Here is a 21,073-nt window from a genome sequence, read left to right as displayed (position 1 = left end):
CCCGCGAACATAGAGTAGGAGCGTGGCTGCTCCTCTCCGCATCGGGCTCATCGGCGCCGGCTGGATCGCCACCGACCACGTCTTCGTCCTCCGCAAGCTCGGCCACGACGTGGTCGCGGTGTGCGACATCGATCTCGAGCGCGCGGCGAAGGTCGCTCCGGAAGGCGCGCGCAGCTACGGCGCCTGGGAGGAGCTGCTCGACAACGAGGAGCTCGACGCCGTCTGGGTCGCGACGCCGCCACTCCTTCATCGGGCGCCCGCAGTTGCCGCCATGGAGCGGGGCTTACCGGTCTTCCTCGAGAAGCCGATCGCGCGGACGCTCGAGGATGCGATCGCGATCGCCGAGGCGGCCGAGCGCGCAGCCGTCGTATGTGCAATCGGCTACCAATGGCATGCGACCGAGGCGCTCGAGCACCTGGTCGCCGCGCTCGGCGACCAGCCGGTTGCCTACCTCTGGGGGGTCAGTGTCGGCCCGACAGCGGCCCGCCCGTGGTTCCTCGAGCGGTCGGGCGGCGGCGGCAATCTTCTCGAGCGAGGCAGCCACCAGCTCGATCTTCAGCGCGCCGTTGCCGGCGAGGTCGAATCGGTGCAGGTCGCTGCGACGGGCATTCATCTCGCCCAGAGCGAGCTCGACCCGGGCGACATCGAGGACGCGGCGACGATCACGCTGCGATTCGCGAGCGGGGCGGTCGGCACGGTGATCCTCGCGTGGACGAAGCAGGGGCAACCTGGCGCGTACACGCTGGACGTGCTCGCACCGTCGGCAACGCTTCATATCAAGCTCGACCCCGCCTTCACCCTCACCGGGCAGGTCGGAGACGTCCGGATCAAGGAGACGATGGTGGTGCATCCGTTCGAGCGCGCCATCGCCCGCTTCGTCGAGGCGATCGAGGTCGGCGCCCCGGATTCCGTGTTCTGCACACCTCGCGACGCGATCGGGACACTCGCAACCGCGCTCGCATGCGAGCGGTCGCTGCTCGAAGGTGGTCGCGTCGTCGAGGTGACCGAGGTTCACGCACCGTGACGGTGACGGACGAGAGCTCCGTGGGGGCTTTCCTCGTACCTGCGGCGACTGCGCTGCCGTCCAACCGGGCCTACCTCGCGCACCTTGCCGCGTCGACGAGCAACCCGGATCTGATCCGTCTCGCATCGAACGAGAACACCGAGCCCCCATCGCCTCGCGTACGCGAGGCACTCGAGCGGGCTTTCACGGACGCGAACCTCTCTCCCCCTCCGACCTCGCCTCTCCAGGTCGCACTGGCCGAGCGCCACGGCGTGGACACCGCGCAGGTGCTTGTCACCGCAGGCTCAACCGAGGTGATCGATGCCGTCTTCCGCACCTTCCTGCGCGCCGGAAGCGAGGTCGTCCTCCCCGATCCCTCCTGGCCCGTCTTCCGCCGGCGCCTCGAAGCGCTCGAGGCACACATCGTGGACATCCCACTCTCGCGGAGCGAGGACGGCTTTCGCTACGACGCTCCACTCATGCTCGCTGAGATCACGAGCGAGACGCGACTGGTCGTCATCTGTACACCGAACAACCCGACAGGGAACGCGATGGAACTCGCCGACATCAGGCGGATCGCTGACACGGGCGTGCCGCTCCTGCTCGATGCCGCCTACGCCGACTTCGACCCCGCCCGCGACCCGATGCACCTCGCGCACGAGTACGACAACCTCATCATCACCCGCACGTTCTCGAAGGCCTATTGCCTCGCTGGCGTCCGGGTCGGGTACGCCGTCGGCAACGCCGCTCTACTCGACTACGTCGACCGCTTCCTCGTGCCCGGCAGCTCGGTCAGCGGGCCCTCGCTCCACGCCGGCCTCGCGGCATTCGAGGACGAGGGGTACCACCAGCTGCAGGTCGAGCGCATCACGCGCGAGCGGGAGAGACTCCTTCCAGTTCTTCGAGGCCTCGGCCTCCGCGCCTACGCCTCCGGTGGGAACTTCCTGCCCGTCGACTGCTCCGAGCCGCCGGCCGCTTCCGCGTTCGCCGCCTCGGTCCTGGCGCATAACGTCGTCATCAGGCCACTGCATTCACTCGTGCGGATCAGCATCGGTCGTCGTGAGGAGAACGATGCACTCGTCGCGGCGATCGCGCGGGTGATCGAGGCCGAGGGGGCGCCGTGATCCCTGATCGGGTCAGACAGCGCGATCTCGTCGGCTACGGACGCACGCCGCCGACGTTCTCGTGGCCGGACGGCGCGAAGGTCGTTGTCAACTTCGTGCTGGTGTACGAGGAAGGTTCGGAGGCATCCGTTCTCTGGGGTGACGAACGCAACGAGGGGTGGGGGGAGTACGCCGATGCCGGAGTGCACCCCCCGCGACGCGATCCCGGCACCGAAGCACACTACGAATACGGCAGCCGCGCAGGCGTGTGGCGCCTCGCTCGTATCTTCGACGAGGCGGCCGTGCCCGTGACGGTGTCCGCTGCTGCCGTGGCGCTCGAGCTGAATCCCGAGGTTCCCGCGTGGATGCACGAGCACGGGCACGATCTCCTCGGCCACGGTTGGCGCTGGATCCCGCTCTGGGACATGTCACGTGACGAGGAGCGGGAGCATCTTCGGCGTGCGATCGCGAGCTACGAGAAGACCCTCGGCTATCGCCCGATCGGCTGGAACTGTCCGTCATGGCCGAGCGACGCGACGCGCGAGCTCCTCGTCGAAGATGGCGGCTTCCTCTACGACTCAGACGGCTGCGCCGACGACGTTCCCTACTACGCACTGTGCAACGGACAACCGTTCCTCGTCGTCCCCTACTCGAAGACGTACAACGACAGCCGCTTCCTGATGAACCCCGGTTTCGCGAGCCCGCGAGACTTCCTCGACACGCTCGTCATGGGACTCGACGAGCTCGTGCACGAAGGGCGCACAACGATGATGACCGTCGCCGTGCACGCGCGCTGGAGCGGGCAGGCAGCCCGAGCGGCGGCGTTGCGCGCGTTCCTCGACCATGCACGACGCACGCCGGACGTCTCGTTCATGCGCCGTGGCGACATCGCGCGCTGGTGGCTCGAGCGATACCCACCCCGCGACGTGCCACGAGCAACCGTCTAGCCGGTGTCGCGTGTCGGTTCATGCGTCCCGCCGATAGCGCCCGAGAGCTCGTTCGCAGCAAGGACAAGGCGCGCAGCGGCTTCCTCGAGCCGATCCTCGAACCGGAACAACGGAGCGGACACGTTGATGGCTGCGACGACAGCGCCCGAAGAACCCCGGATCGGCGCGGCGGCAGCAACGAGCCCCGATTCGAACTCCTCCCTGACGATCGCAAAGCCCCGAACCGTGACGTCCGCAATAGCGGCGCGAGCTTCTTGCAGCCCGAGCGTGTCCAGCTCCTCCGACGTGAGGTCGCAGACGAGCACTCGACCCGCCGAGGTCATTGCAAGTGGCGTCAGGCTTCCCACTCGCCCCGGCGCGTGAAGCGTGGATACCGGTGACTCCGTCAGGAGCGTCAGAACCGCGTCACCCTGGCGGACGGAGAGATGAACGCTCTCGTTGAACTCGCGAACGAGCTCGCGAAGGACAGGCCGTGCCGCCTCCAGCAGTCGCGGGTCCCCGGCCCTCGCCGCGAGGCCAAACACGCGCCAGCCGAGACGGTAGGCCAGCGTGACTGGATCCCGGTCGACGTATCCCCGCTCGTCGAGAGCCTGCAGCGTCCGGGACAACTGGCTCTTGTCACCCCCGACAAGCTCCGTCAGTCGCACGACACCGAGGCCATCGCGAGCCACTCCTGGATCGGCCAGGGTGTCGAGTACCTCCAGGCCGCGGATCAGCGCGGCGGTGCCAGGATTCACCGGTGGTCGCTCGCTGTCAGATCCGCGATCCGAAGAAAGCTCTCGATGATCGCCTGCCCGTCCGGGTGCTCCCGGTCCCAGGCCTCCGGATGGAACTGGGTGCCCCACCAGGGGCGATCGCCAGCGGCGATCGCCTCGACGCTGCACGTCGCGCTCGTGGCGAGCACGCGCATCCCGGAGGGAACATCGGTGACCTCGTAGCTGTGGTCCTGGAACACCTCGATGGACGGGGAGCAGCCCGCGAAGAGGTCGGAGTCGTCGACGATCCCGACGCGTGCGAACCCGTGCGTCGACTGCCCCGCAGGGCCGATGGAACCGCCGGCAGCCCGCACGAGCGTCTGCATGCCAGCACAGATCCCCAACACGGGGCCGTCGTAGGAACGCAGGACGTCGTAGAACCGTTCAAGCGCAGCCGGGGCATGCAGTGCCCATGGCTCTCCAGAGCCCGAGAGCACCAGGGCATCGGCGTCGGGTGCCTCGATCGCCCAGTAATGACGCGACTCGACGTGTGCATCGGTGAGCGACGAGATCTGAGCTTCGGCCTCGAGGTAGCGATTGCGCCACTCCGGTGTAATACCGCCCTCCCGCTCGGAGATCACGAACAGGAGGCGCTTCGTACCGGTCGTTCCGGCGGGGTCAGTGGTCGACATCGCGGAGCTCGATCTTGCGCCGAGCCACGTAGGCGGCCAGTTTCATCTCGACGTCTGCGTCGAGCGGGGGCTGCTCGTACCGTTCGAGCGCTTCCTGCCAGACACGGGTGGCGCGCACGTCTGCTGTCAGGGAGCCGGCCTCCTCCCAACTCTCGTAGTTCTGCCAGTTCGACACGAGCGGCTCGTAGAAGGCGGTTTCATAGCGGGCCAGAGTGTGCGCCGATCCGAAGAAGTGCCCACCCGTCGCGACCTCGGAGATCGCAGCAAGCCCCGCTTCGATCTCTGTCGTCGAGACGTCGGCAGGTGCAATCGTGGCGGCGATCATCTGGAGCATTTCGACATCGATCACGAGCTTCTCGAACGACGCGGTGAGCCCGCCCTCCATCCAACCCGCACCGTGGTAGACGAGATGTGCGCCTCCGAGAATCGACGACCAGATCGACATCTGCGACTCGTACGCAGCCTGGGCATCGACCGCGTTGCTTGCACTGGCATTGCTGGCTCGGTAGGGAATGCGGTAGTGCCGCGCAAGTTGGCCTGCGGCGATCGTGGCGCGGGCATTCTCCGGCGTGCCGAAGGCAGGGGCGCCGCTGCGCAGGTCGACGTTGGATGTGAACGCGCCGTACACGACCGGCGCACCCGGGCGAACCAGCTGGGTGAGCGTGATCCCGGCGAGCGCTTCGGCGTTCTGCTGGACGAGCGCCGCGGCGAGCGTCACCGGGGTCATCGCCCCCATCAGAGTGAACGGGGTGATCACGGCCGGCTGACCGTGCTCGGCCATCGCCATCAGACCGTCGGTCATCGCCTCATCGAAGCGGCGCGGGGAGTTGACGGAGATGATCGTGAGGACGCAGGGGTCATCGATGACCTCCTCCAACGTCAGGCCACGCGAAATTGCCATCATCTCGATCCCGTCGATCGTCCGCTCGCGACCGATCGCGAGACAATGGAACGTCCTGTCCGTGTATGTGAGGTTCGCGAGGTACGTGTCCAGGTGGCGCGTACTGACAGGGAGTTCCTGCGGTGACGTCGGCTGATTGCCGATGAAATGGATGATGTCGAAGCACTGCGCCAGCTTGACCAGGGTGATGTAGTCGTCGAGGTTGCCCGTGCGACGCCCGCGCACGCGATCGTGCACCGTCGGCGGACCGGCGACGAGGCCGAAGGCGACACGATCGCCACCGATCTCGAGCCGTCGCGTCGGGTTCCGGGGAGTGACGACGAATTGCGCCGGAACCGAGCCGAGGGCATGCTGTACGACCTCGCGCGGAATGCGCACCACACCCGTTTCGTCGTCGACAAGCGCACCCGCCGACGCGAACGCCGACCGGGCAGCCGCTCCCATGAACTCGACACCGGTCTCTTGCAACAAATCGAGCGACGCGTCGTGCACGGCAGCGAGCTGATCGTCGGCGAGCAGTGCTACCGGCCCGAGCGCGTTCTGCGGTGGCGTGCCGACGAACCGGGAGGGTCTCGCCCGTGCCGCGCGACGTTCGGCACGCTCGACCCTCGAACTGCGACCGCCCCGGGAATGGCCATCGGCTGAATCTGCAACCATAGTTGCATTATGGCTGCATCGGCGGCTGTGCAACCACGGTGATCCAGGCGAAGCAGTTGCGTCAGGCGGCGCCGAGCAACTCGTCGGCGTAGGTCATCGCGATTCGCCGCATGACCCCGTTCGCGTCCTCCTCGTAGTGCCCCATACGCCAGAGCGCGGGCGAGTAGACGTGGATCGACGTGGCAGGCACCTCGGTCTCGTTGCGCACGCCGTGGATGTAGGCGGCGTCGAAGTCGAATGAGCCACCCGCCTCGTGGTATTTCGTCCGTTCGCGAATCCACCCGTCCTCGTCGCGGTGAAAGTGATCCTCACAGAGCATCCCGCTGCAGACGTAGACGCCGCCTGACGAGCGATCGTGATCGTGGTACCCGGTGTCCTGTCGATGCATCCAGCAGATCAACCAGACGTCGATGTTCGGGTCTCGATAGAGCTGCTGATACTGACGCACCCCCGAATCGTGACGCTCGAACTCCTTCCAGAGGCTCTCATCCTTCCCGATCGCACACGCCAGATCGTTGAGCTCCGGTCGAGCGAGGTCGAGGCCGGGCGAGATGCGCTCGGTGAGAAATGTGGCCAGGGGGTTCATGTCAGAAGTCGATTCGGGTTGTCCACTGTAACGAGTTTTTCGACGGACTCACCGAAACCCCTTATCGCCCCGAGCGTCGCCCCGGGATCGATCACGGGTGCGTCGCTGCCGTGCACGAGTTGCTCGACGCCGAAGGTCTCGACGCAAACTTCGAGCGCGCGCCTTCCGTACGACGATGTGTCGAAGAAGACGTTCGAAAACAGAACGGAGCGCACGTCGACACCACGCGAAGCGAGTCGCTCGAGCTGGATGGGCGCGCCGCCCGCGAGGATGGCAAACACGATGTTGACGTCGGGCCAGCGGCTCTGCCCGCCGGCAAGCCACGCGAAGTACGCGCGCTGCATCTGCGCGGTGTAGTCGACGAGCGCCGGCCACCAGGGAGGAGCGCCGGGCACCGGCGTACCCGCGACCGGGTGAACGAAGAGGAAGCCCGACCCCCGCACCGCGTCGAGAACGGGAGTCAGTCCGTCGAGGTCGTCGAGCGCGTCGGCGCCGACCGAGACGCCGGCGAACCCATCCCGTGGCCGACTCGCGGCGAGAGGGACGATCCGCCCTTGCGACGCCTCGGCGAGCTCGAGAATGTTGTCCTCCCAGACCTGCTCGAGATGCGCGCGCTCCCCAGCGGGGAGCGCCTCGAACCCGAACGTCGGCTGCAGCGAGACGACAGCGACATCGATGCCCGCTACGTCGAGTTGCGAGAGTCGCTTCTCGAGCCGATGATCGCCCAGCTCGACCTCATACGTTCCTTCGGGCAGGAAGAGCATGTTGCCCTCGAGTCGCGGCACGCCGTCGCGCGCCGACAGCGCATCGATGAATGCGCGCGGCCAGAGGTGCTGGTGGACGTCGATCGCGCCCACTTCAGCTCGCAAGACTCCCCGAGCGGATCTCGTCAACGAGCAACTCCAGGTCCGGAAGAATGCCGCCCTCGTCGAGGAACGGGGCGAACTCGCGAACCTTCGTACGGAGGGCACCGGTGCCGGCGCCGAGCCGGGAGCCGCGGAGGTCGCACGCTTGCGCGGCGAGGAGCAGCTCGATCGACACGACTCGCGCACCGAGCTCGACCATCGCCTCGAGTCGGCGTGCCGCGAGCGGCGCCATCGTCATCCTGTCCTCGAGTCCTTCGGCCTGCGTCGTCGAGACGTTCTCGAACGAGACGGGCTGCGCCAGGAGCCGGGCTTCCGCGGCGAACGCCTGGGCCGCGATCCCGAACTCGCTCAGCGCACTCTCGGCCATCGCAGGTCGCGCCCCGAGCCCCTCGGGCAGGCCGGTAAGCGGCGCCTGGAGCAGCTTCACAGCCCGTTCCGCGGCGCTCGTGATCGCGGGGGCGAGCGCGATGCGGGCAAAGTCGAGAGCACTTGCGAACGGCTGAATCTCGAAGTTTCCCACCGAGATCACCACCCCCTCGTCGATGAGCACGAGAGGGTTCGACTGTGCTGCGTTGAGCTCGATCGCGATCTGGGCTCCGACGAAGTCGAGGGCATCGCGCGCACCGCCGTTCACGTGCGCGAGGGTACGAAAGCTCACCGGATCCTGCAGCGCGCGGGCCTCGACCTCGCTCCCTGCGAGCAGCGCCCGAAGGCGCACGAGTGTGCTCTGCAGGCCCGGGTAGGGACGAACCTCGCCGACACGGGGATGAAGCACACTCCGGTTGGCGCCGAATGCCTCGAGATCGAGCGCACCGGCGGCATCGAGCATGTCGAGCAACACAGCGGCATCGGCGAAGGCGAGCGCACCGTACGCCGTCGAGAATGAGGCCTGGTTGAGCAGTGCGATCCCCTCGCCCCGCGCAAGCTCGAAGTCTCCGAGAACCCCGTCCACGAGATCCGCCATCTGAGCGAGGTCGCTCAACCCGATCGAGCCGAGCGAGCGAACCGCGGGAAGCCTGTCGGCGTTCAGTGCATCGACGACGAGCTGGGCGAGAATCGGTCGCGCGACCGTCGTCCCGGAAGCAAACGCGTTCGCCAACCGCACCGCCATCGCTCGCACGATCTCGTGCGCGACCGGGGAGCCTTGCGCGGTCACGTGCTGGCGTACGAGCAGACGATCGTGCCCCGGGGAGTCAGCGGCGAACGACTTGCGACTCCCGACGCCGGTGGTGACGCCGTACGCGCTCGTACCTTCATCGATCGTGCGCTCGGCTATCTCGCGGGCCCGGGTCATGCGCTCGAGAGCCGTCGGAGCGAACTCCACGCGCGTGCGCCGTCGAGCGACGGCGAGCAGTTCGTCAAGCGTGAGATCCGAGCCTGTGAGAACGACGCTGTCCACGAACCCCACCCTAGATGCTCATACGCGTCGTGCTACCGCGCTACCCACGGCGCAGAGTGCAAAGGTCCCGGCCGCTACGAGGACGATCGTGCCCCCGGGCGGTAGGTCGGCGTAGTACGCGATCGATAGCCCTGCGAGCACCGAGCTGAGGCCGAACGCCATCGAGAGAGCGAACGTCGAGCGGAGGCTCCAGGCAACGCGGTTCGCGGCGATCACCGGCAGCACCATGAGAGCGGCGATCAGAAGGATCCCGACGATGCGCATCGAGACCGCAACGGTGAGTGCGGCGAGAACTGCGACGACCACGTTGAGGCGCGTCACGGGAACGCCGGCGACGCGACTACCCTCCTCGTCGAGCACCGTCGCGACGAGACCGCGAAAGAGAACAGCGATCGTGACGAGCGCACCGATCCCGAGCACGAGCACCGTCCAGAGATCGTCGCGCGTGACCGTGAGGATCGAGCCGAAGAGGAACTGGAAGAGGTTGACGTTGAGCGCCCCGGCTTTCGACACGAGCACGACGCCCGCCGCAATCCCCGTGTAGAAGACGAGGGCGAGCGCCTGGTCACCTGCCGTACCGCCTCGCGTCCGTAGCCACTCGATCGTGAGCGCACCGATCACGGCCGCAACGAGAGCAGTCAGCACCGGCGAGATCCCGAGCAGGTAGCCGAACGCGACACCGGCGAATGCCATGTGTCCGAGCCCATCGCCGATCAGCGAGGCCTTCCGCTCGACGAGGAAGAATCCGACTGCGGGCGCGAGCAAGCCCACGACCGCCCCGGTCGCCAGCGCGAGCCGCATGAACTCGAGCTCAAGCATGCGTGTGCGACGGGTCGTGCCACACGCCGGGCAAGCCGCTCGGCGGCCCGTCGTAGACGATGCCGCCGCGGACGAGGACGATCCTGTCGACGACGTGCTCGACGGCGCCAAACTCGTGCGAGACGTAGAGGATCGTGACACCGAGCTGCTCGCGTAGCCCCCCGAGGAGGAGGCCGAGCGATTCCTGGGACTCGGCGTCGACACCTGTGGTCGGCTCGTCGAGCGCGAGCAGCGTGGGCTCGGAGGCAAGCGCCTTCGCGATCAGCGCGCGCTGTTGCATGCCACCGGAGAGCGTCCGGAGCGGCGAGTCCGCGCGGTTGGAAAGACCCACCGTATCGATCGCCCGTGCGACTGCCTCGCGGTCGGCGCGGCGCAGTGGCCCCCAGATGCCCGCAGGCGCGAGGCGCCCTGTGGATACGACCTCGCGCACCGTGACCGGAGCCTCGCCGATCAGCCGGGCTCGTTGCGGGAGGTAGCCGATCCGGGCGCCGTCGACACTCCTGGCGCCCGCCCATCCGAAAACCCTCACGCTGCCTGCCGTCGGGCGCTCGAGGCCGAGCACGAGGCGAAGGAGCGTTGTCTTGCCGCCACCGTTCGGGCCGGCGATCGCGACGAACTCGCCCGCGTCCACACGCAGGGAGACATCCTCGAGCACGCGGACGCCGGCGCGGTAGCCGAATGAGACGTCCTCGAGCTCGACAACGGGCGTCAGGTCTGACATCCGAGTGCCTTCCGGAGCGCAGCGAGATTCGCTCGCATGACGGAGAAGTAGTCCTCCCCGGCGGCAATCTCGTCGTCGGTCAGCCCTTCGAGTGGGTTCAGCACAGCCGTCTCGATGCCGGCCTCACGCGCGACCGTTTCTGCGAGCTTTGGCGAGGCGAGCGTCTCGAAGAACACGGTCGTTGCTCCCGAGGTCTTCACGAGTTCGACGAGGTCGGCAATGCCGCGAGCCGACGGCTCTGCCTCGGGCGAGAGCCCTTCGAGGGGCACCTGCTCGAGGCCGTACCGCGACGCGAGATAGCCGAACGCAGCGTGGCTCGTGACGATCTGGCGTCGCTTGCACATTGCAAGCCGACGGCGAAGTTCGGCGTCGAGTCGTTCGAGCCTGCCGGAGAGACGCGCGGCCGCTTCCGTCTGCCCGAGCTCGGCCCCGATCGCGCGCGCCATGGCGGCGAAGCGAATCGGGTCGAGCCACACGTGCGGGTCGGGCACGATCTCTCCGTCCTCGTTCCTCTCCTGCTCCAGCTCCTCTCCGCCGAGCAGATCGAGGGAACGGCCCTCGCGCTGCGCCACGGCAGTCTCGAGCCCGGGCATGAATCCCTCCCCGAGATAGAGCACGAGCGCTGCGTCGCCGACCGCACGGGCGTCGCTCGGCGTCAGCTCGAGGTCATGGGGCTCCGCCCCGGCGGGTGTGAGGTTCCTGACGGCCGTCCCGCCGACTGCGATCTGCTCGGCGGCGAACGCGAGCGGGTAGAAGCCTGCAACAATCGCCTTCTCGTTCCCGGAGCTCGCACCGCCGCCACAGCCCGCAACGAGCGCGGCTGTCGCGACGAGAACGACACAAAAGAGAATGGTTCTCGAAAACACGTGGTCGCAGGCTACCAGAATAATGGTAATTGGTATCATTATCGGCAATGCACCACCACCACGCCTCTGATTGGAGCGCCCAGGCGCTCGAGAGCCTGCAGGCACAGGGCCTTCGGAACGGCGGCGCCCGGCGTGCCGTTGTCGAGCACCTCGGGGAGCAACCCTGCTGCAAGTCCGCGCAGGAGATCTTCGACGGCATCCGCGGGCAGGGCGGCCGGGTGGGAATCGCGAGCGTCTACCGGGCGCTCGACCAGCTCGTCGAGCTCGATCTGGTACAGCGGGTCGAACTCGGGGACGGTGTCGCCCGATTCGAGCCGTCACATGCAGACGGAGACCACCACCATCACCTCGTCTGTGACGACTGCGGGAAAGTGGAGCCGTTCTCCGACCCCGGCCTCGAGCAGGCGCTCGAGCAGACAGCGAGCCGACTCGCCTACGCCATGCGAGGGCACGAAGTCGTCCTCCACGGATACTGCGGTGACTGCGTCCCGCCCCCGCCCGCCGGTAGCGGCTAGCCCGGGCGGGGCCGGGCCAGGACTCGGTCGCTCGGCCGGCCACGGCGGCAGTGCCGCCGCGGCCGCCGAGAAATGCGATCCTGTCGACATGGCCGGAACGATTCTCATCGGGTACGACGACTCCGAGGGCGCCGATCGTGCACTCGACCGCGCGATCGCCGAGGCGACGTCGTCCGGCGACACGCTCGTCGTTCTGTCGGTGCTGGAGATGCTCCTCGATCCAGAGGGGCCTCAGAACTTCGGCAGCATCAACGAGAGCGCGGAGATGATGCCGCTCGTCGAGCCCCCCGAGCTCGAGGCGCTCTTCGCCAGGGCACGAGGTCGGATCGAGGAGGCGGGGCTCGAGGCCGACTACGTTTGGGCCGTCGGCAACGCCGCGGACAAGATCGGAGCGACCGCGCGCGATCGCGAGGCACGCCTCGTCGTGCTCGGAGCGCAGCATCATGGATTCCTGAGTCGTCTCATCGGCACCGACGTTGCCGCCGAGGTCGAGCGCGAGCTCGGCTCGAGCGTTCTCGTCGTCGACTGACCTGGCCGACGAGCATCTCCAGCCCCTCCCTCCCCGCCGGACGTCGGCGAGGGGACGTCTTCTCTCGCTGATCCCCGGCGTTCGTTCGGTTCGCGCCCAGATCACGCCATACGCGAACGCGTGGCACCGCTCGAACGTGGTCGCACTCGGACGATCGGAGCCTCTGTGGCTCGCCCTCGGCGATTCCACGGCCCAGGGCATCGGTGCTTCGGCGTTCGACCGTGGCTGGGTGGGTCAGCTGCACGGGCTGATGGTCGCCGACGGACGGGAGTGGCGAGTCGTCAACCTCTCGCAGAGCGGGGGCCGCGTTCGCGATGTCATCGGCGATCAGCTACCGCTTGCCCGTCGACTCGCGCTCGAGCCGGCCCTGATCACGGTCGCGGTCGGCGCAAACGATCTCAGGCCGAACCGGCGCGATGACCTGGCGGCTGACCTCGAGACGCTGACGGCAGTGCTTCCTGCGGGAACGGTACTCGGCACGATTCCCGGCCGACCGAAGACGGTGGCCCCGTTCAACGAGCTCGTTCGCGCGTGGGCGTCTCGCCTCGATCTCCGCGTCGCGGAGACCGGCGGCGCGATCATTCCACCCTGGCGAGGCAAACTCGCGGCCGACTGGTTTCACCCGAACGACGTTGGCTACGCGATGTGGGCGCGGGCGTTCGCCGACGCGCTCGACATGCCGTAAGCGTGTTCCTAGGCAAGGAGCGCGCGCACTCGCTCCTTGGGCCGCCCGATGATCGCCTTCTCCGACGTCACGACGACCGGCCGCTGGAGCAGCTGCTTGTGCCGAACGAGCAGCTCGACGACCTGCTCATCGGTGCGGGCGTCGTCGTCAGTGAGCCCGAGCCTCTTCCAGAGCGAGTCCCTGCGGACGAGATCCGTGACGGGATCCTCGAGCTTCGCGACGATCTCCCACAGGGTCGCGGCGTCAGGCGGCGTCTTGATGTAGAGCACGACATTTGCGTCGACATCCAGCTCCTCCGCAATGCTCACGGCATTGCGACTGCTGCCTCAGTGCGGGTTGTGGTAGATCGTGACGCTGGCCATAACGCCACTCTACGGGCTCGACCGTTGCAGTGCGCGCTGCAGACAGACCAGACAGACCAGACAGACGACGCGACTGCTACTTGACGAGCGTGAGCAGCTTGAACATCGGCAGGTACATGCTGATGATGATCACGCCGACCATTGCGCCGACGCCGACCATCATCATCGGCTCGATGATCGATGTGAGTGCCTGCACGGACGCGTCGACCTCGTCCTCGTAGAAGTCCGCGACCTTCGAGAGCATCTTCTCGAGCTCGCCGGTCTCCTCGCCGATCTTCACCATCTGGGAGATCATCGGCGGGAAGATGTCGCTCTCGATGAGGGGCGTCGCGATTGCAGCGCCCTCCTCGACGCGGAGCCTGAGCGCGGCCGTCTCGTTCTCGACGACCCAGTTGCCGGACGTCTGCGCCGTGATCTCGAGGGCTCGCATGATGTCGACGCCTGACGCGATCAGCGTCGCGAGCGTCCGCGACCAGCGCGCCATCGAGACCTTGAGGACGACCGTTCCAATCTGCATCGGGATGTGGAGCTTGAAGGCATCCCATCGCGCGCGACCGCTCTCGGTCCCCTTCCATTTCCGGAAAGACCAGAGACCGAGTCCGAAGCCGGTGACGACGAAGACGACGCCGGGAATCGGGACTCCGGGGAACCACGGGTGTCGGAGAGCATTCGACGCCTTGAGGACGTACTGAGTGAGGATGGGCAGGTCGCCGCCGAGCTGGTCGAAGATCTTGACGAAGACCGGGACGAGGAACATCAGCATGCCCATCATCACGAGCGTCGCAAACACGACGACGACGGATGGGTAGATCATCGCCCCTCGGATCCGGCGCTTGATCATCTGCTCCTTCTCGATCTGGACCGCGACGCGGTCGAGCACCGTGTCGAGAACGCCGGCTGCCTCGCCTGCCTCGACCATCGCCACGTAGAGGCGGCTGAACACGGTGGGATGGGCGGCCATCGCCTCCGAGAGGAGCGCTCCGGTCTCGACCTGCTCGCGGATGTCCACGATCACGAGCCTCAGCGGCGGATCGTCGCTCTGCTGCTCGAGGATGACGAGCGCGCTGACGACCGAAAGGCCGGCTTCGATCATCGTGGCGAACTGGCGCGAGAAGACCTGGAGCGACTTCGGCTTCACCTTCTTGTCGAAGAACCCCGGCGTCTTGACGCCCTCGGTCCGAGCGCTCTTCTGCTCAGCAATGAAGTCGGCAAAGAGGCCGTTACCGCGGAGCGCATCTCGCGCGGAGACCAGATCGGCAGCCTGGATCTCTCCTGAGAGCTCGATCCCCTGCGCGTTGATGGCGTTATAGGCGAATTGCGGCATTGGGAGCTCCTAGGTGCGGGCGACGGTCGCGCTGGCGGGAATCACGGATTCTTGGTGGTGGTCGCGGCGGCCGCCGGATCGGCAGTGGTACCGGCGGCAGGCTCCTCGGAAGCGAAGGTCGCGGCGTTCTCGGTCCGCACGAGCAGCAACTCGTAGCGGACATTCGTCGCCGTGTTGACGAGGACGATCTTCTTCCCGATCGTGAGCGTGATCGTCTCTCCGCTGGCGAACGATCCACCGGAGACGGCGATCCTGGCCGATTTCTTCGCGACCGAGACGAGAACGAACGCTGGCTCGTCGGTCGGGAACTTCCCCTTCACTGCGACCTGCTGTGGCTTACCGCCGATCTTGATCGTCGCGCTGTTGAGTGCCGCCTTCGGAGCGGCCGGCGGAGAACTTGACGGGGCAGGCGGAGCCGCCTTTCCGTCGGCCCCCGGGCTGGCGACCGCGGGCGGCGACGTGTCGGCGGGGGAGCCGGAACTTACCTCTTCCTGCGGGACGAACGGATCCTTGGCCTCGAAGAGCGTGAACGAAACGAGCTGATCCGACGCAGCGACGACGGCCGGCCCCGCGGGAAGTGGCACGCCGGCAACGCTGCCAACGGACTTGATCGTGACGGCGGTCGGCGTCGCCGTGCCCGTCACCGTGCCGGAAGCGGGTGTCGTCGGAGCCGTCGGCGTCGATCCTGAGCCGTCGGTCGCCGCGGGAACAGCCTCGACCTGAGCACCACCGCTCATGAGCTTCGGCACCTGGAAGGCTGCCACGGCCACGAGGAGGACGGCACCGCCGATGAGAATCATCTTCTGCTTCTTCGCCTTGGCAGCAAGCTGATCATCCAGCTTTTTCGACATCTTTGACATCAGGGGGTCGCTCCTGCCGCGACCGTCCCGCTCGAGGACGGATCGGTTGTCGTGGACGGGTCAGTACCTGTCGGCGCAACCGGTGGCGGGGCGCTGAAGGTGAAGGCGTTGACGAGAATCCGCGCCTGAACGATCGGGAACTTTGCCTCGCCGCCCTCCGGGGCACCGAGTTCCACCTGCGTCACCGAGTACAACCGGCCACGAGAGTCGAGCCGCCCTCCGCGAACCGCGACGAGCTTCCGAGCCTCGCCGAGGAAACGCGAAACGTCGGAGAATCGACCACGGAGACTCACGTTCAGTGGCTGCTTCATGTACCCCGTTCCGGCCACCTGAACGCCCGGCGTCACGGAGATGAACACGAGGTCGTTACTTCGAGCGAGGCGATTCAGGTCGAGCAGGATGCCCGGCATATCCATCTCGTTCGGAAGCGCCTTCGCCAGCCGGAAGAGATCGGTAGGCCTCACCGAGACCGAGACCGACGGGTTCGCGAGGGCGGCGCGCCGCACGACCAGCTCTCCTTGCACCGCCACGAGCTGCGCATCGAGCTCCGCAGCCTGCGACCGCTGCGGCGCGACGATCAGGAACCAGATCGCCGCGAGGACGAGGAGGCCACCCACAGCGATCGCTCCGATCTTGCCCTTCGGGGACGAAAGCATGGCACTCACGAGGCACCTCCGGCGTTCTTCAGGTCAGCGACGATGACGAAGTGGACGACAGCCTTGTCCCCTACCTTTGACTGCTCGCTGCTCACGAGCGTCACCCTCTCGAGGGTTGGCAGGACGGCCAGTCGGGCGAGGAGGCGTGCGACGTCCGGCTGGTCGTACGTGAAGCCGTCGATCTTGACTGCGCTTGGCGCCGCGGGGGCCTGACCCGGAAGCGGTGCGGCTACTGCAGCGGCGCTCGCGGGGTCGATGCTCTCGGGCTGAGCGAGGGAGAGGCTCTGCAGCCAGACGTTCGCAGGCAGGACGAGCGAGAGATCGCGGAAGACGGCGTCCCACGCTACCCGCCCGCCGAGAACGCTTGCAACCGCGGTGGCGCGAACCGCCTCGTCACCAACGATGTTCGCTGCAATCCGCGGCGCCGCCGGTTTCGGGAGGCTTGCGATCTCGGCTGCCACCGCGTCGATCTGAGACTGGCTGTCGGAGGCCGAACCACGCGCGCCGACGTACAGGAAGCCGAGTGCGACGAGCGGAACCGCGATCGCAACAGGTCCGGCGATCGTGAGGGCAGTCTTGCGCGTGCTCTTCTGCTTGGCCGCGTCGCCCGGGATGAGGTTGACGCCTCGCATCGTGGCGTCGTCGATGGCGAGGCCGATCGGGACAGCCATCGATCCGATCATCGCCTCGATGACGGGGTCGAAGTCGCCGGTCGGGCTGACGCGGGTGAGCGGATCGCCGATCTCGACGTCGACACCGATCATCTGTTGCAGCGCAGCTTCGAGGCCTTCGAGGTGCGACGTGCCGCCCGTGACAACGATGCCGCCGATCCCGAGCGACTCGGCCTGGGTCTGGTAGAACTGCAGCGAGTTGACGAGTTCGCGTGCGAATGTTGTCAGCCGGTGCCGGATCGCGTCGACTGCACGCTCTCGCGTGTCGTCGTCGAGTGTCTCGAGCCTGAGGCCCGGCCCGGACAGCGAGAGGTGCTTGAGAATGACTGCAGCCTCGTCCAGATCGACGTCGAGGGTCGAGGCGATCGCCTGCTCGAGCTCGCCTCCGCCCCAGTCGAAGACCCGGGTGAACTCGCAGGCGCCGCCACCCGCAACGAGCAGGGTCGACGAATCGTGGCCGATCGCAACGACGACCGTTGCCGTGTCTGCGACGACTCCGGCGGCAGCCGGCTTGGGCTCGACAAACGCACGCAGGAGTGCGAGCGCTTCGAGATCGATCCCTGCGAGCTTGAGGCCGGCGGCGTCTGCGACGCGTGCATACGGCTCGACCTGGTCGCGTGGCGCGACGACGAGGAGCACGCGGCGCATCGTCTCGCCCTCCGCGTTCGGCCGCTCGCCCAGGACGCGGTAGTCGAGCACGGACTCGTGTACCGCGACCGGCAGCAGCTCGTGGGCCTTGAACCTGACCGCATTGTCGAACTGCTTCTCGTCAACCGTGCCGAGAAGGTCGAACGTGCGGACGCCGATGCGATTGCTCGAAACGCCGATGCGGACGTCCTTCCGGGGCAGCTTCTCCTCGTCGAAGAACGACTTCAGCGCCATGGCGAGGGCATCGTGATCGCGAACCTCACCGTCGACCACGATCCCCGAAGCAAGTGGGCGGCGCGCGAGCCCAACGAGCTCGTGACCCTCGTCTGACTTGTTGACGACAGCGGCGGCGATCTGGGAGGCGCCGATCTTGAGACCGACGACCGTACGACCCTTCTTGCTGCGCGATGGGCGGCCCTTGTCCTTCGACGTGCGGTTGGGCTTGCGTCGCGAGAAACGGCTGGCCGGCGCGACTGGCGTCCCGGCCGCAGGCTTGTCGTCCGAGACCGCGTCGGCCGAAGGAACGTCGTCATCCACCTCGGCGACAGGCGTCGTTGCGTCGTTCTCCGGGACGACGACGTCGTCCGCCTCGCCGATCATTGGCGGCACGGCCTCGGCAATAGTGTCTGAGGTGGAGGGCGTGTCGGCGTCGGAGAGCGTGTTGGAGTCGGAGAGGATGTCGAAGTCGAAGAGAGGGTCGCCTGGCTCGGAGACGATGTCGAAGTCAAAGGTCGCGTCGCCGGGCTCGGAGACCGCATCTGACCCGTCGGCCTGAGCGAGCCACGCATCGTCGGTCGCCGCTTCGACGACGTCATCTGCCTCGAGGGAGTCGATAAAAGGCTCGACGGAGGCTCCAACAGCCTCGACGGAGTCGACAACAGGCTCGACGGCGTCCTCCGGCTCGACCACCGATTCTACGGCGGGTTCCATCGCAGCGGTGTCGTGCTCGGCCGAAGCGACGTCAAGGGGGTCGGGCTCGTCGACGTCGGCCTGGTTGGCTCCTTCGTCACCGGTATCGGTGCTCTCGCCGGCATCGCTCTCGACCGAGGCAGCGGATGAGGCGACGAACGCCGCGGCAGCGACCTCGGTCTCGTTCTCTGTCACCTCGGGCTTGCGGCGCAGGCTGATCTCGCGCCGGTAGAACGGAACCTTCGCCTGCGGCGCCTCATCCACGATTGCGTCCTCGACGGTCGGCTCGGTGGCGGCCTCGACCTCGGTTCGACTCTCGGTCTCGTCGGCAAGCGGCTCCTGGAGCTCCTCGACCGGCGCCGCGTCAACCACGGCGCTAGCGGGCGGCATGAACTCTGCCTCGTCGCTCGCGCCCTCGAACGAGTCATTCACAGTACTCTCGTCGCCGACGGGTTCGCTTGTCGCGGCCTTCTTCTTGCGACCGAACCCGATCTCGCGCTTGTAGAACGGCACGCTCGCGTCCTCGGGGTCGGCGTCGGCCTTCGTGCGGTCGGCAACTGCATCGAGCGCCGGCTCGTCCGTTCGAGTGGCCTCGGTCGTGTGCCATGACTCCGAGTCCTCTGCACCCGGCTGTTCGGGCGTCGCGCTGGCGCGAGGCGGGCTCGCATGGCGCTTGAAGGAGAGCTCGGTGCGGTAGCTCGGCTCGGAACGATCCTGCTCGGGCGGCGCAAAGCCGATCGGCCTGCGCTGCGGGTCACTCGTGCCGAGGTGCCCATCGGCCCGGGTCGTGCCGAAGCCGATCGAAGGCTGGTCACCACCAGGGAGCAGCGGATCGCCGGTGCTCGACGGGTCGAATGAGGCCGACGGCATCGTGCCGTTCCTCCGCTCAGGGTTCGAGAAGACGTTCAGTGGATTCCACGAGGTCATTGGCGGCTAGCTCCCAGCCACCCGCAGGCCCGCGCCGAGTCCAGGCGAGGAGGCGGGTGTCGCGTCGGTGGGTATGACAGGGATTGGGACTCCGGCGCGCTCGAGCGCCGAAACCAGGGCGTCCGGCCGACTCGAGCGGCCGACAGCCTCTTCGATCGTGATCTTCTTGCTCTGAACGAGCTCCGTGAGCGACTGCTCCATCGTCTGCATGCCGCGACGGGTACCGGTCTGCATGTACGAGTAAACCTGCTCGATCTTCCCCTGCCGGATCAGGTTCCGGATCGCGTCGTCGAGGAAGAGGATCTCGAGTGCGACGGCTCGACCACGTCCATCGAGAGTCGGGAGGAGCGTCTGGGTGACGATCCCCTGCAGGGTGTTCGCGAGCTGCATCCGTACCTGGGCCTGCTGCTCGGCAGGGAAGACATCGATGATCCGGTCGATCGTGCTCGGAGCGCTCTGCGTGTGCAGGGTGCCGAAGACGAGGTGGCCGGTCTCGGCCGCTGTGAGCGCGGTCGAGATCGTCTCGAGGTCGCGCATCTCGCCGAGGAGGATCACGTCCGGGTCCTGCCGAAGCGCTCCTCGAAGCGCGTCCGCGAACCCGCGTGCATCCTCGCCGATCTCGCGCTGATTGACGATGCAGCGCTTGTGAAAGTGGAGGAACTCGATCGGATCCTCGATCGTGATGATGTGATCGGTTCGCGTGTTGTTGATCTCATCGATCATCGAGGCGAGAGTCGTCGACTTACCCGAGCCGGTTGGGCCGGTCACGAGCACGAGACCGCGTGGCTTCGTGGTCAGGTCGAGCAGGCTCGACGGGAGGCCGAGCTGTTCGAGCGACTTGATCTCGGTGGGAATCGTGCGGAACGCGGCCGCGAGACTTCCACGCTGAAAGTAGGAGTTGACGCGAAAGCGGGCGAGTCCACGTACGCCGTAGGCAAAGTCCAGCTGGCGGTTGAGCTCGAGGTGCTTCTGCTGCTCCGTCGTCGTGATGCGATAGACGAGCTGACGAACCAGATCCGGGGTGAGGACGGGGAAGTCCTCGAGCAGCTCGATGTGCCCGCGCCGGCGAACCGCGGGATAGGAGCCGGCCGTCAGGTGCAGGTCGGACGCGCTCAGGCCGACAGCGCGCTCGAGGAGAGCGTCGACCGACAGCGTGGCAGTGGCGGTGTGCTCTGAAGGATCCACGCCGCTGCTATCGGCAGCGACGGCGCCCGGCTTGAGTGTCTGACCGAGATCGGTTTGAATCCCGCTTTTTCCGCGCCCTCGAGGCTTCCGCGCCAGTCACGCGACGCGCTCGTTGGGACGCATTCTCTTGCTCTTGACACGATCCCGCCCCTCCTCCGCCGCGAGCTTGCTCCCACGCGACTGACCCCGGTCATCCATCGTGGGTGAGGTCGTCACCCGCGAATCACCCATTCGGGGGTGCAGCGTTTCGCCCGTGGCGACCGATGAACGGCACGTCGGTTTCCCCCCTAGTAAGGAGTTAGTAGATGTCCTCGTTCATCTCCAAGCTGCAGGCGCGGCTTGCCAAGGAGGAGTCGGGCTTCACGCTCATCGAGCTCCTCATCGTGCTCGTCATCATCGGCATCCTGCTCGCGATCGCAGTGCCGTCGTACCTCGGCTTCAAGGATCGTGCCAACAAGACCGCAGCCCAGGCGAACGTCCGCTCGGCCGTTCCGGCCGTCGAGGCGTACTACGCGGACTTCGGCACGTACGTCGGCATGAACGCGAC

21 protein-coding genes and 1 pseudogene are annotated in these 21,073 nt (G+C 67.0%); 7 read left to right on the top strand and 15 right to left on the bottom strand.

All coding sequences use genetic code 11. The features are described 5' to 3' along the window. The first annotated feature begins 22 nt into the window (after window positions 1–22). Genes ABIR74_RS00265 through ABIR74_RS00255 form a run of 3 tightly spaced genes read left to right on the top strand, consistent with a single transcriptional unit; the run spans window position 23 to window position 3,053 of the window. On the top strand, window positions 23–1,024 hold the full coding sequence (locus ABIR74_RS00265) for a Gfo/Idh/MocA family oxidoreductase (RefSeq protein WP_348174607.1): 1,002 nt from the start codon (window positions 23–25) through the stop codon (window positions 1,022–1,024). Next, a complete protein-coding gene (locus ABIR74_RS00260; RefSeq protein ID WP_348174606.1) occupies window positions 1,021–2,127 on the top strand; it encodes a histidinol-phosphate transaminase in 1,107 nt (368 codons plus the stop codon). Before ABIR74_RS00265 ends, ABIR74_RS00260 begins: the two co-directional genes overlap by 4 nt. Continuing rightward, entirely contained in the window at window positions 2,124–3,053 is a 930-nt protein-coding gene (locus ABIR74_RS00255; protein ID WP_348174605.1) for a polysaccharide deacetylase family protein, read from the top strand. Before ABIR74_RS00260 ends, ABIR74_RS00255 begins: the two co-directional genes overlap by 4 nt. On the opposite strand, the gene ABIR74_RS00250 is transcribed toward ABIR74_RS00255, so the two are convergent. The 9 genes from ABIR74_RS00250 to ABIR74_RS00210 all read right to left on the bottom strand — a co-directional run bounded on the left by ABIR74_RS00250 (window position 3,050) and on the right by ABIR74_RS00210 (window position 11,255). Then, the gene (locus ABIR74_RS00250; protein WP_348174604.1) at window positions 3,050–3,790 is read right to left on the bottom strand and encodes an IclR family transcriptional regulator; all 741 of its coding nucleotides are present in this window, start codon (window positions 3,788–3,790) and stop codon (window positions 3,050–3,052) included. The genes ABIR74_RS00255 and ABIR74_RS00250 overlap by 4 nt on opposite strands. Further along, window positions 3,787–4,440 carry a gamma-glutamyl-gamma-aminobutyrate hydrolase family protein gene (locus tag ABIR74_RS00245; protein ID WP_348174603.1) on the bottom strand — a complete coding sequence of 218 codons (654 nt, stop codon included), beginning with the start codon at window positions 4,438–4,440 and terminating at the stop codon, window positions 3,787–3,789. Before ABIR74_RS00245 ends, ABIR74_RS00250 begins: the two co-directional genes overlap by 4 nt. Then, entirely contained in the window at window positions 4,427–5,998 is a 1,572-nt protein-coding gene (locus tag ABIR74_RS00240; RefSeq protein ID WP_348174602.1) for a trimethylamine methyltransferase family protein, read from the bottom strand. Before ABIR74_RS00240 ends, ABIR74_RS00245 begins: the two co-directional genes overlap by 14 nt. 61 nt (window positions 5,999–6,059) lie before the next feature. After that, window positions 6,060–6,584 carry a cysteine dioxygenase family protein gene (locus tag ABIR74_RS00235; protein ID WP_348174601.1) on the bottom strand — a complete coding sequence of 175 codons (525 nt, stop codon included), beginning with the start codon at window positions 6,582–6,584 and terminating at the stop codon, window positions 6,060–6,062. Next, entirely contained in the window at window positions 6,581–7,453 is an 873-nt protein-coding gene (locus ABIR74_RS00230; RefSeq protein ID WP_348174600.1) for an amidohydrolase family protein, read from the bottom strand. Before ABIR74_RS00230 ends, ABIR74_RS00235 begins: the two co-directional genes overlap by 4 nt. Continuing rightward, entirely contained in the window at window positions 7,443–8,849 is a 1,407-nt protein-coding gene (locus tag ABIR74_RS00225) for an aromatic amino acid ammonia-lyase (RefSeq protein ID WP_348174599.1), read from the bottom strand. The genes ABIR74_RS00230 and ABIR74_RS00225 overlap by 11 nt, the downstream gene beginning before the upstream one ends. Window positions 8,850–8,867: 18 nt before the next feature. Then, a complete protein-coding gene (locus tag ABIR74_RS00220) occupies window positions 8,868–9,668 on the bottom strand; it encodes a metal ABC transporter permease (RefSeq protein WP_348174598.1) in 801 nt (266 codons plus the stop codon). Next, a complete protein-coding gene (locus tag ABIR74_RS00215) occupies window positions 9,661–10,389 on the bottom strand; it encodes an ABC transporter ATP-binding protein (protein WP_348174597.1) in 729 nt (242 codons plus the stop codon). The genes ABIR74_RS00220 and ABIR74_RS00215 overlap by 8 nt, the downstream gene beginning before the upstream one ends. Beyond that, a complete protein-coding gene (locus ABIR74_RS00210; RefSeq protein WP_348174596.1) occupies window positions 10,377–11,255 on the bottom strand; it encodes a metal ABC transporter substrate-binding protein in 879 nt (292 codons plus the stop codon). Before ABIR74_RS00210 ends, ABIR74_RS00215 begins: the two co-directional genes overlap by 13 nt. Window positions 11,256–11,302: 47 nt before the next feature. Between ABIR74_RS00210 and ABIR74_RS00205 the strand changes: the two genes are divergently transcribed. The 3 genes from ABIR74_RS00205 to ABIR74_RS00195 all read left to right on the top strand — a co-directional run bounded on the left by ABIR74_RS00205 (window position 11,303) and on the right by ABIR74_RS00195 (window position 12,984). Continuing rightward, window positions 11,303–11,770 (top strand): Fur family transcriptional regulator, encoded by a 468-nt coding sequence (locus ABIR74_RS00205; protein ID WP_348174595.1) that lies wholly within the window; start codon window positions 11,303–11,305, stop codon window positions 11,768–11,770. Between the two features lie 88 nt (window positions 11,771–11,858). Continuing rightward, window positions 11,859–12,299: a universal stress protein gene (locus ABIR74_RS00200; protein WP_348174594.1), complete on the top strand. Its 441-nt coding sequence runs from the start codon at window positions 11,859–11,861 to the stop codon at window positions 12,297–12,299. Between the two features lie 136 nt (window positions 12,300–12,435). After that, entirely contained in the window at window positions 12,436–12,984 is a 549-nt protein-coding gene (locus ABIR74_RS00195; protein ID WP_348174593.1) for a GDSL-type esterase/lipase family protein, read from the top strand. Window positions 12,985–12,992: 8 nt separating this feature from the next. Here the strand turns inward: ABIR74_RS00195 and ABIR74_RS00190 are convergent. From ABIR74_RS00190 to ABIR74_RS00165, 6 genes and pseudogenes are all read right to left on the bottom strand, one after another. Continuing rightward, window positions 12,993–13,295, bottom strand: a pseudogene (locus ABIR74_RS00190) (ArsC/Spx/MgsR family protein); the annotation flags it as partial. A gap of 127 nt (window positions 13,296–13,422) precedes the next feature. Beyond that, window positions 13,423–14,670, bottom strand: a complete 1,248-nt coding sequence (locus ABIR74_RS00185; protein WP_348174592.1) for a type II secretion system F family protein — start codon at window positions 14,668–14,670, stop codon at window positions 13,423–13,425. Between the two features lie 41 nt (window positions 14,671–14,711). After that, window positions 14,712–15,530 (bottom strand): hypothetical protein, encoded by an 819-nt coding sequence (locus ABIR74_RS00180; RefSeq protein ID WP_348174591.1) that lies wholly within the window; start codon window positions 15,528–15,530, stop codon window positions 14,712–14,714. Then, window positions 15,530–16,186 (bottom strand): type 4a pilus biogenesis protein PilO, encoded by a 657-nt coding sequence (pilO, locus tag ABIR74_RS00175; RefSeq protein WP_348174734.1) that lies wholly within the window; start codon window positions 16,184–16,186, stop codon window positions 15,530–15,532. The genes ABIR74_RS00180 and pilO overlap by 1 nt, the downstream gene beginning before the upstream one ends. A 5-nt stretch (window positions 16,187–16,191) precedes the next feature. Next, complete coding sequence (pilM, locus tag ABIR74_RS00170) at window positions 16,192–19,284, bottom strand: type IV pilus assembly protein PilM (RefSeq protein WP_348174590.1); 3,093 nt, start codon at window positions 19,282–19,284, stop codon at window positions 16,192–16,194. A gap of 63 nt (window positions 19,285–19,347) precedes the next feature. Further along, window positions 19,348–20,526, bottom strand: coding sequence for a type IV pilus twitching motility protein PilT (locus ABIR74_RS00165; protein WP_348174589.1), 1,179 nt, complete (start codon window positions 20,524–20,526; stop codon window positions 19,348–19,350). 305 nt (window positions 20,527–20,831) lie between these two features. On the opposite strand from ABIR74_RS00165, the gene ABIR74_RS00160 reads away from it, so the two are divergent. Continuing rightward, window positions 20,832–21,073, top strand: a 242-nt coding sequence (locus ABIR74_RS00160) for a prepilin-type N-terminal cleavage/methylation domain-containing protein (protein ID WP_348174588.1), incomplete at its 3' end; no start/stop codon positions are given.

Source organism: Gaiella sp. (genome assembly GCF_039915195.1).
Classification (GTDB): Bacteria; Actinomycetota; Thermoleophilia; order Gaiellales; family Gaiellaceae; genus Gaiella.
This window is presented reverse-complemented; position numbering and strand designations above follow the sequence as displayed.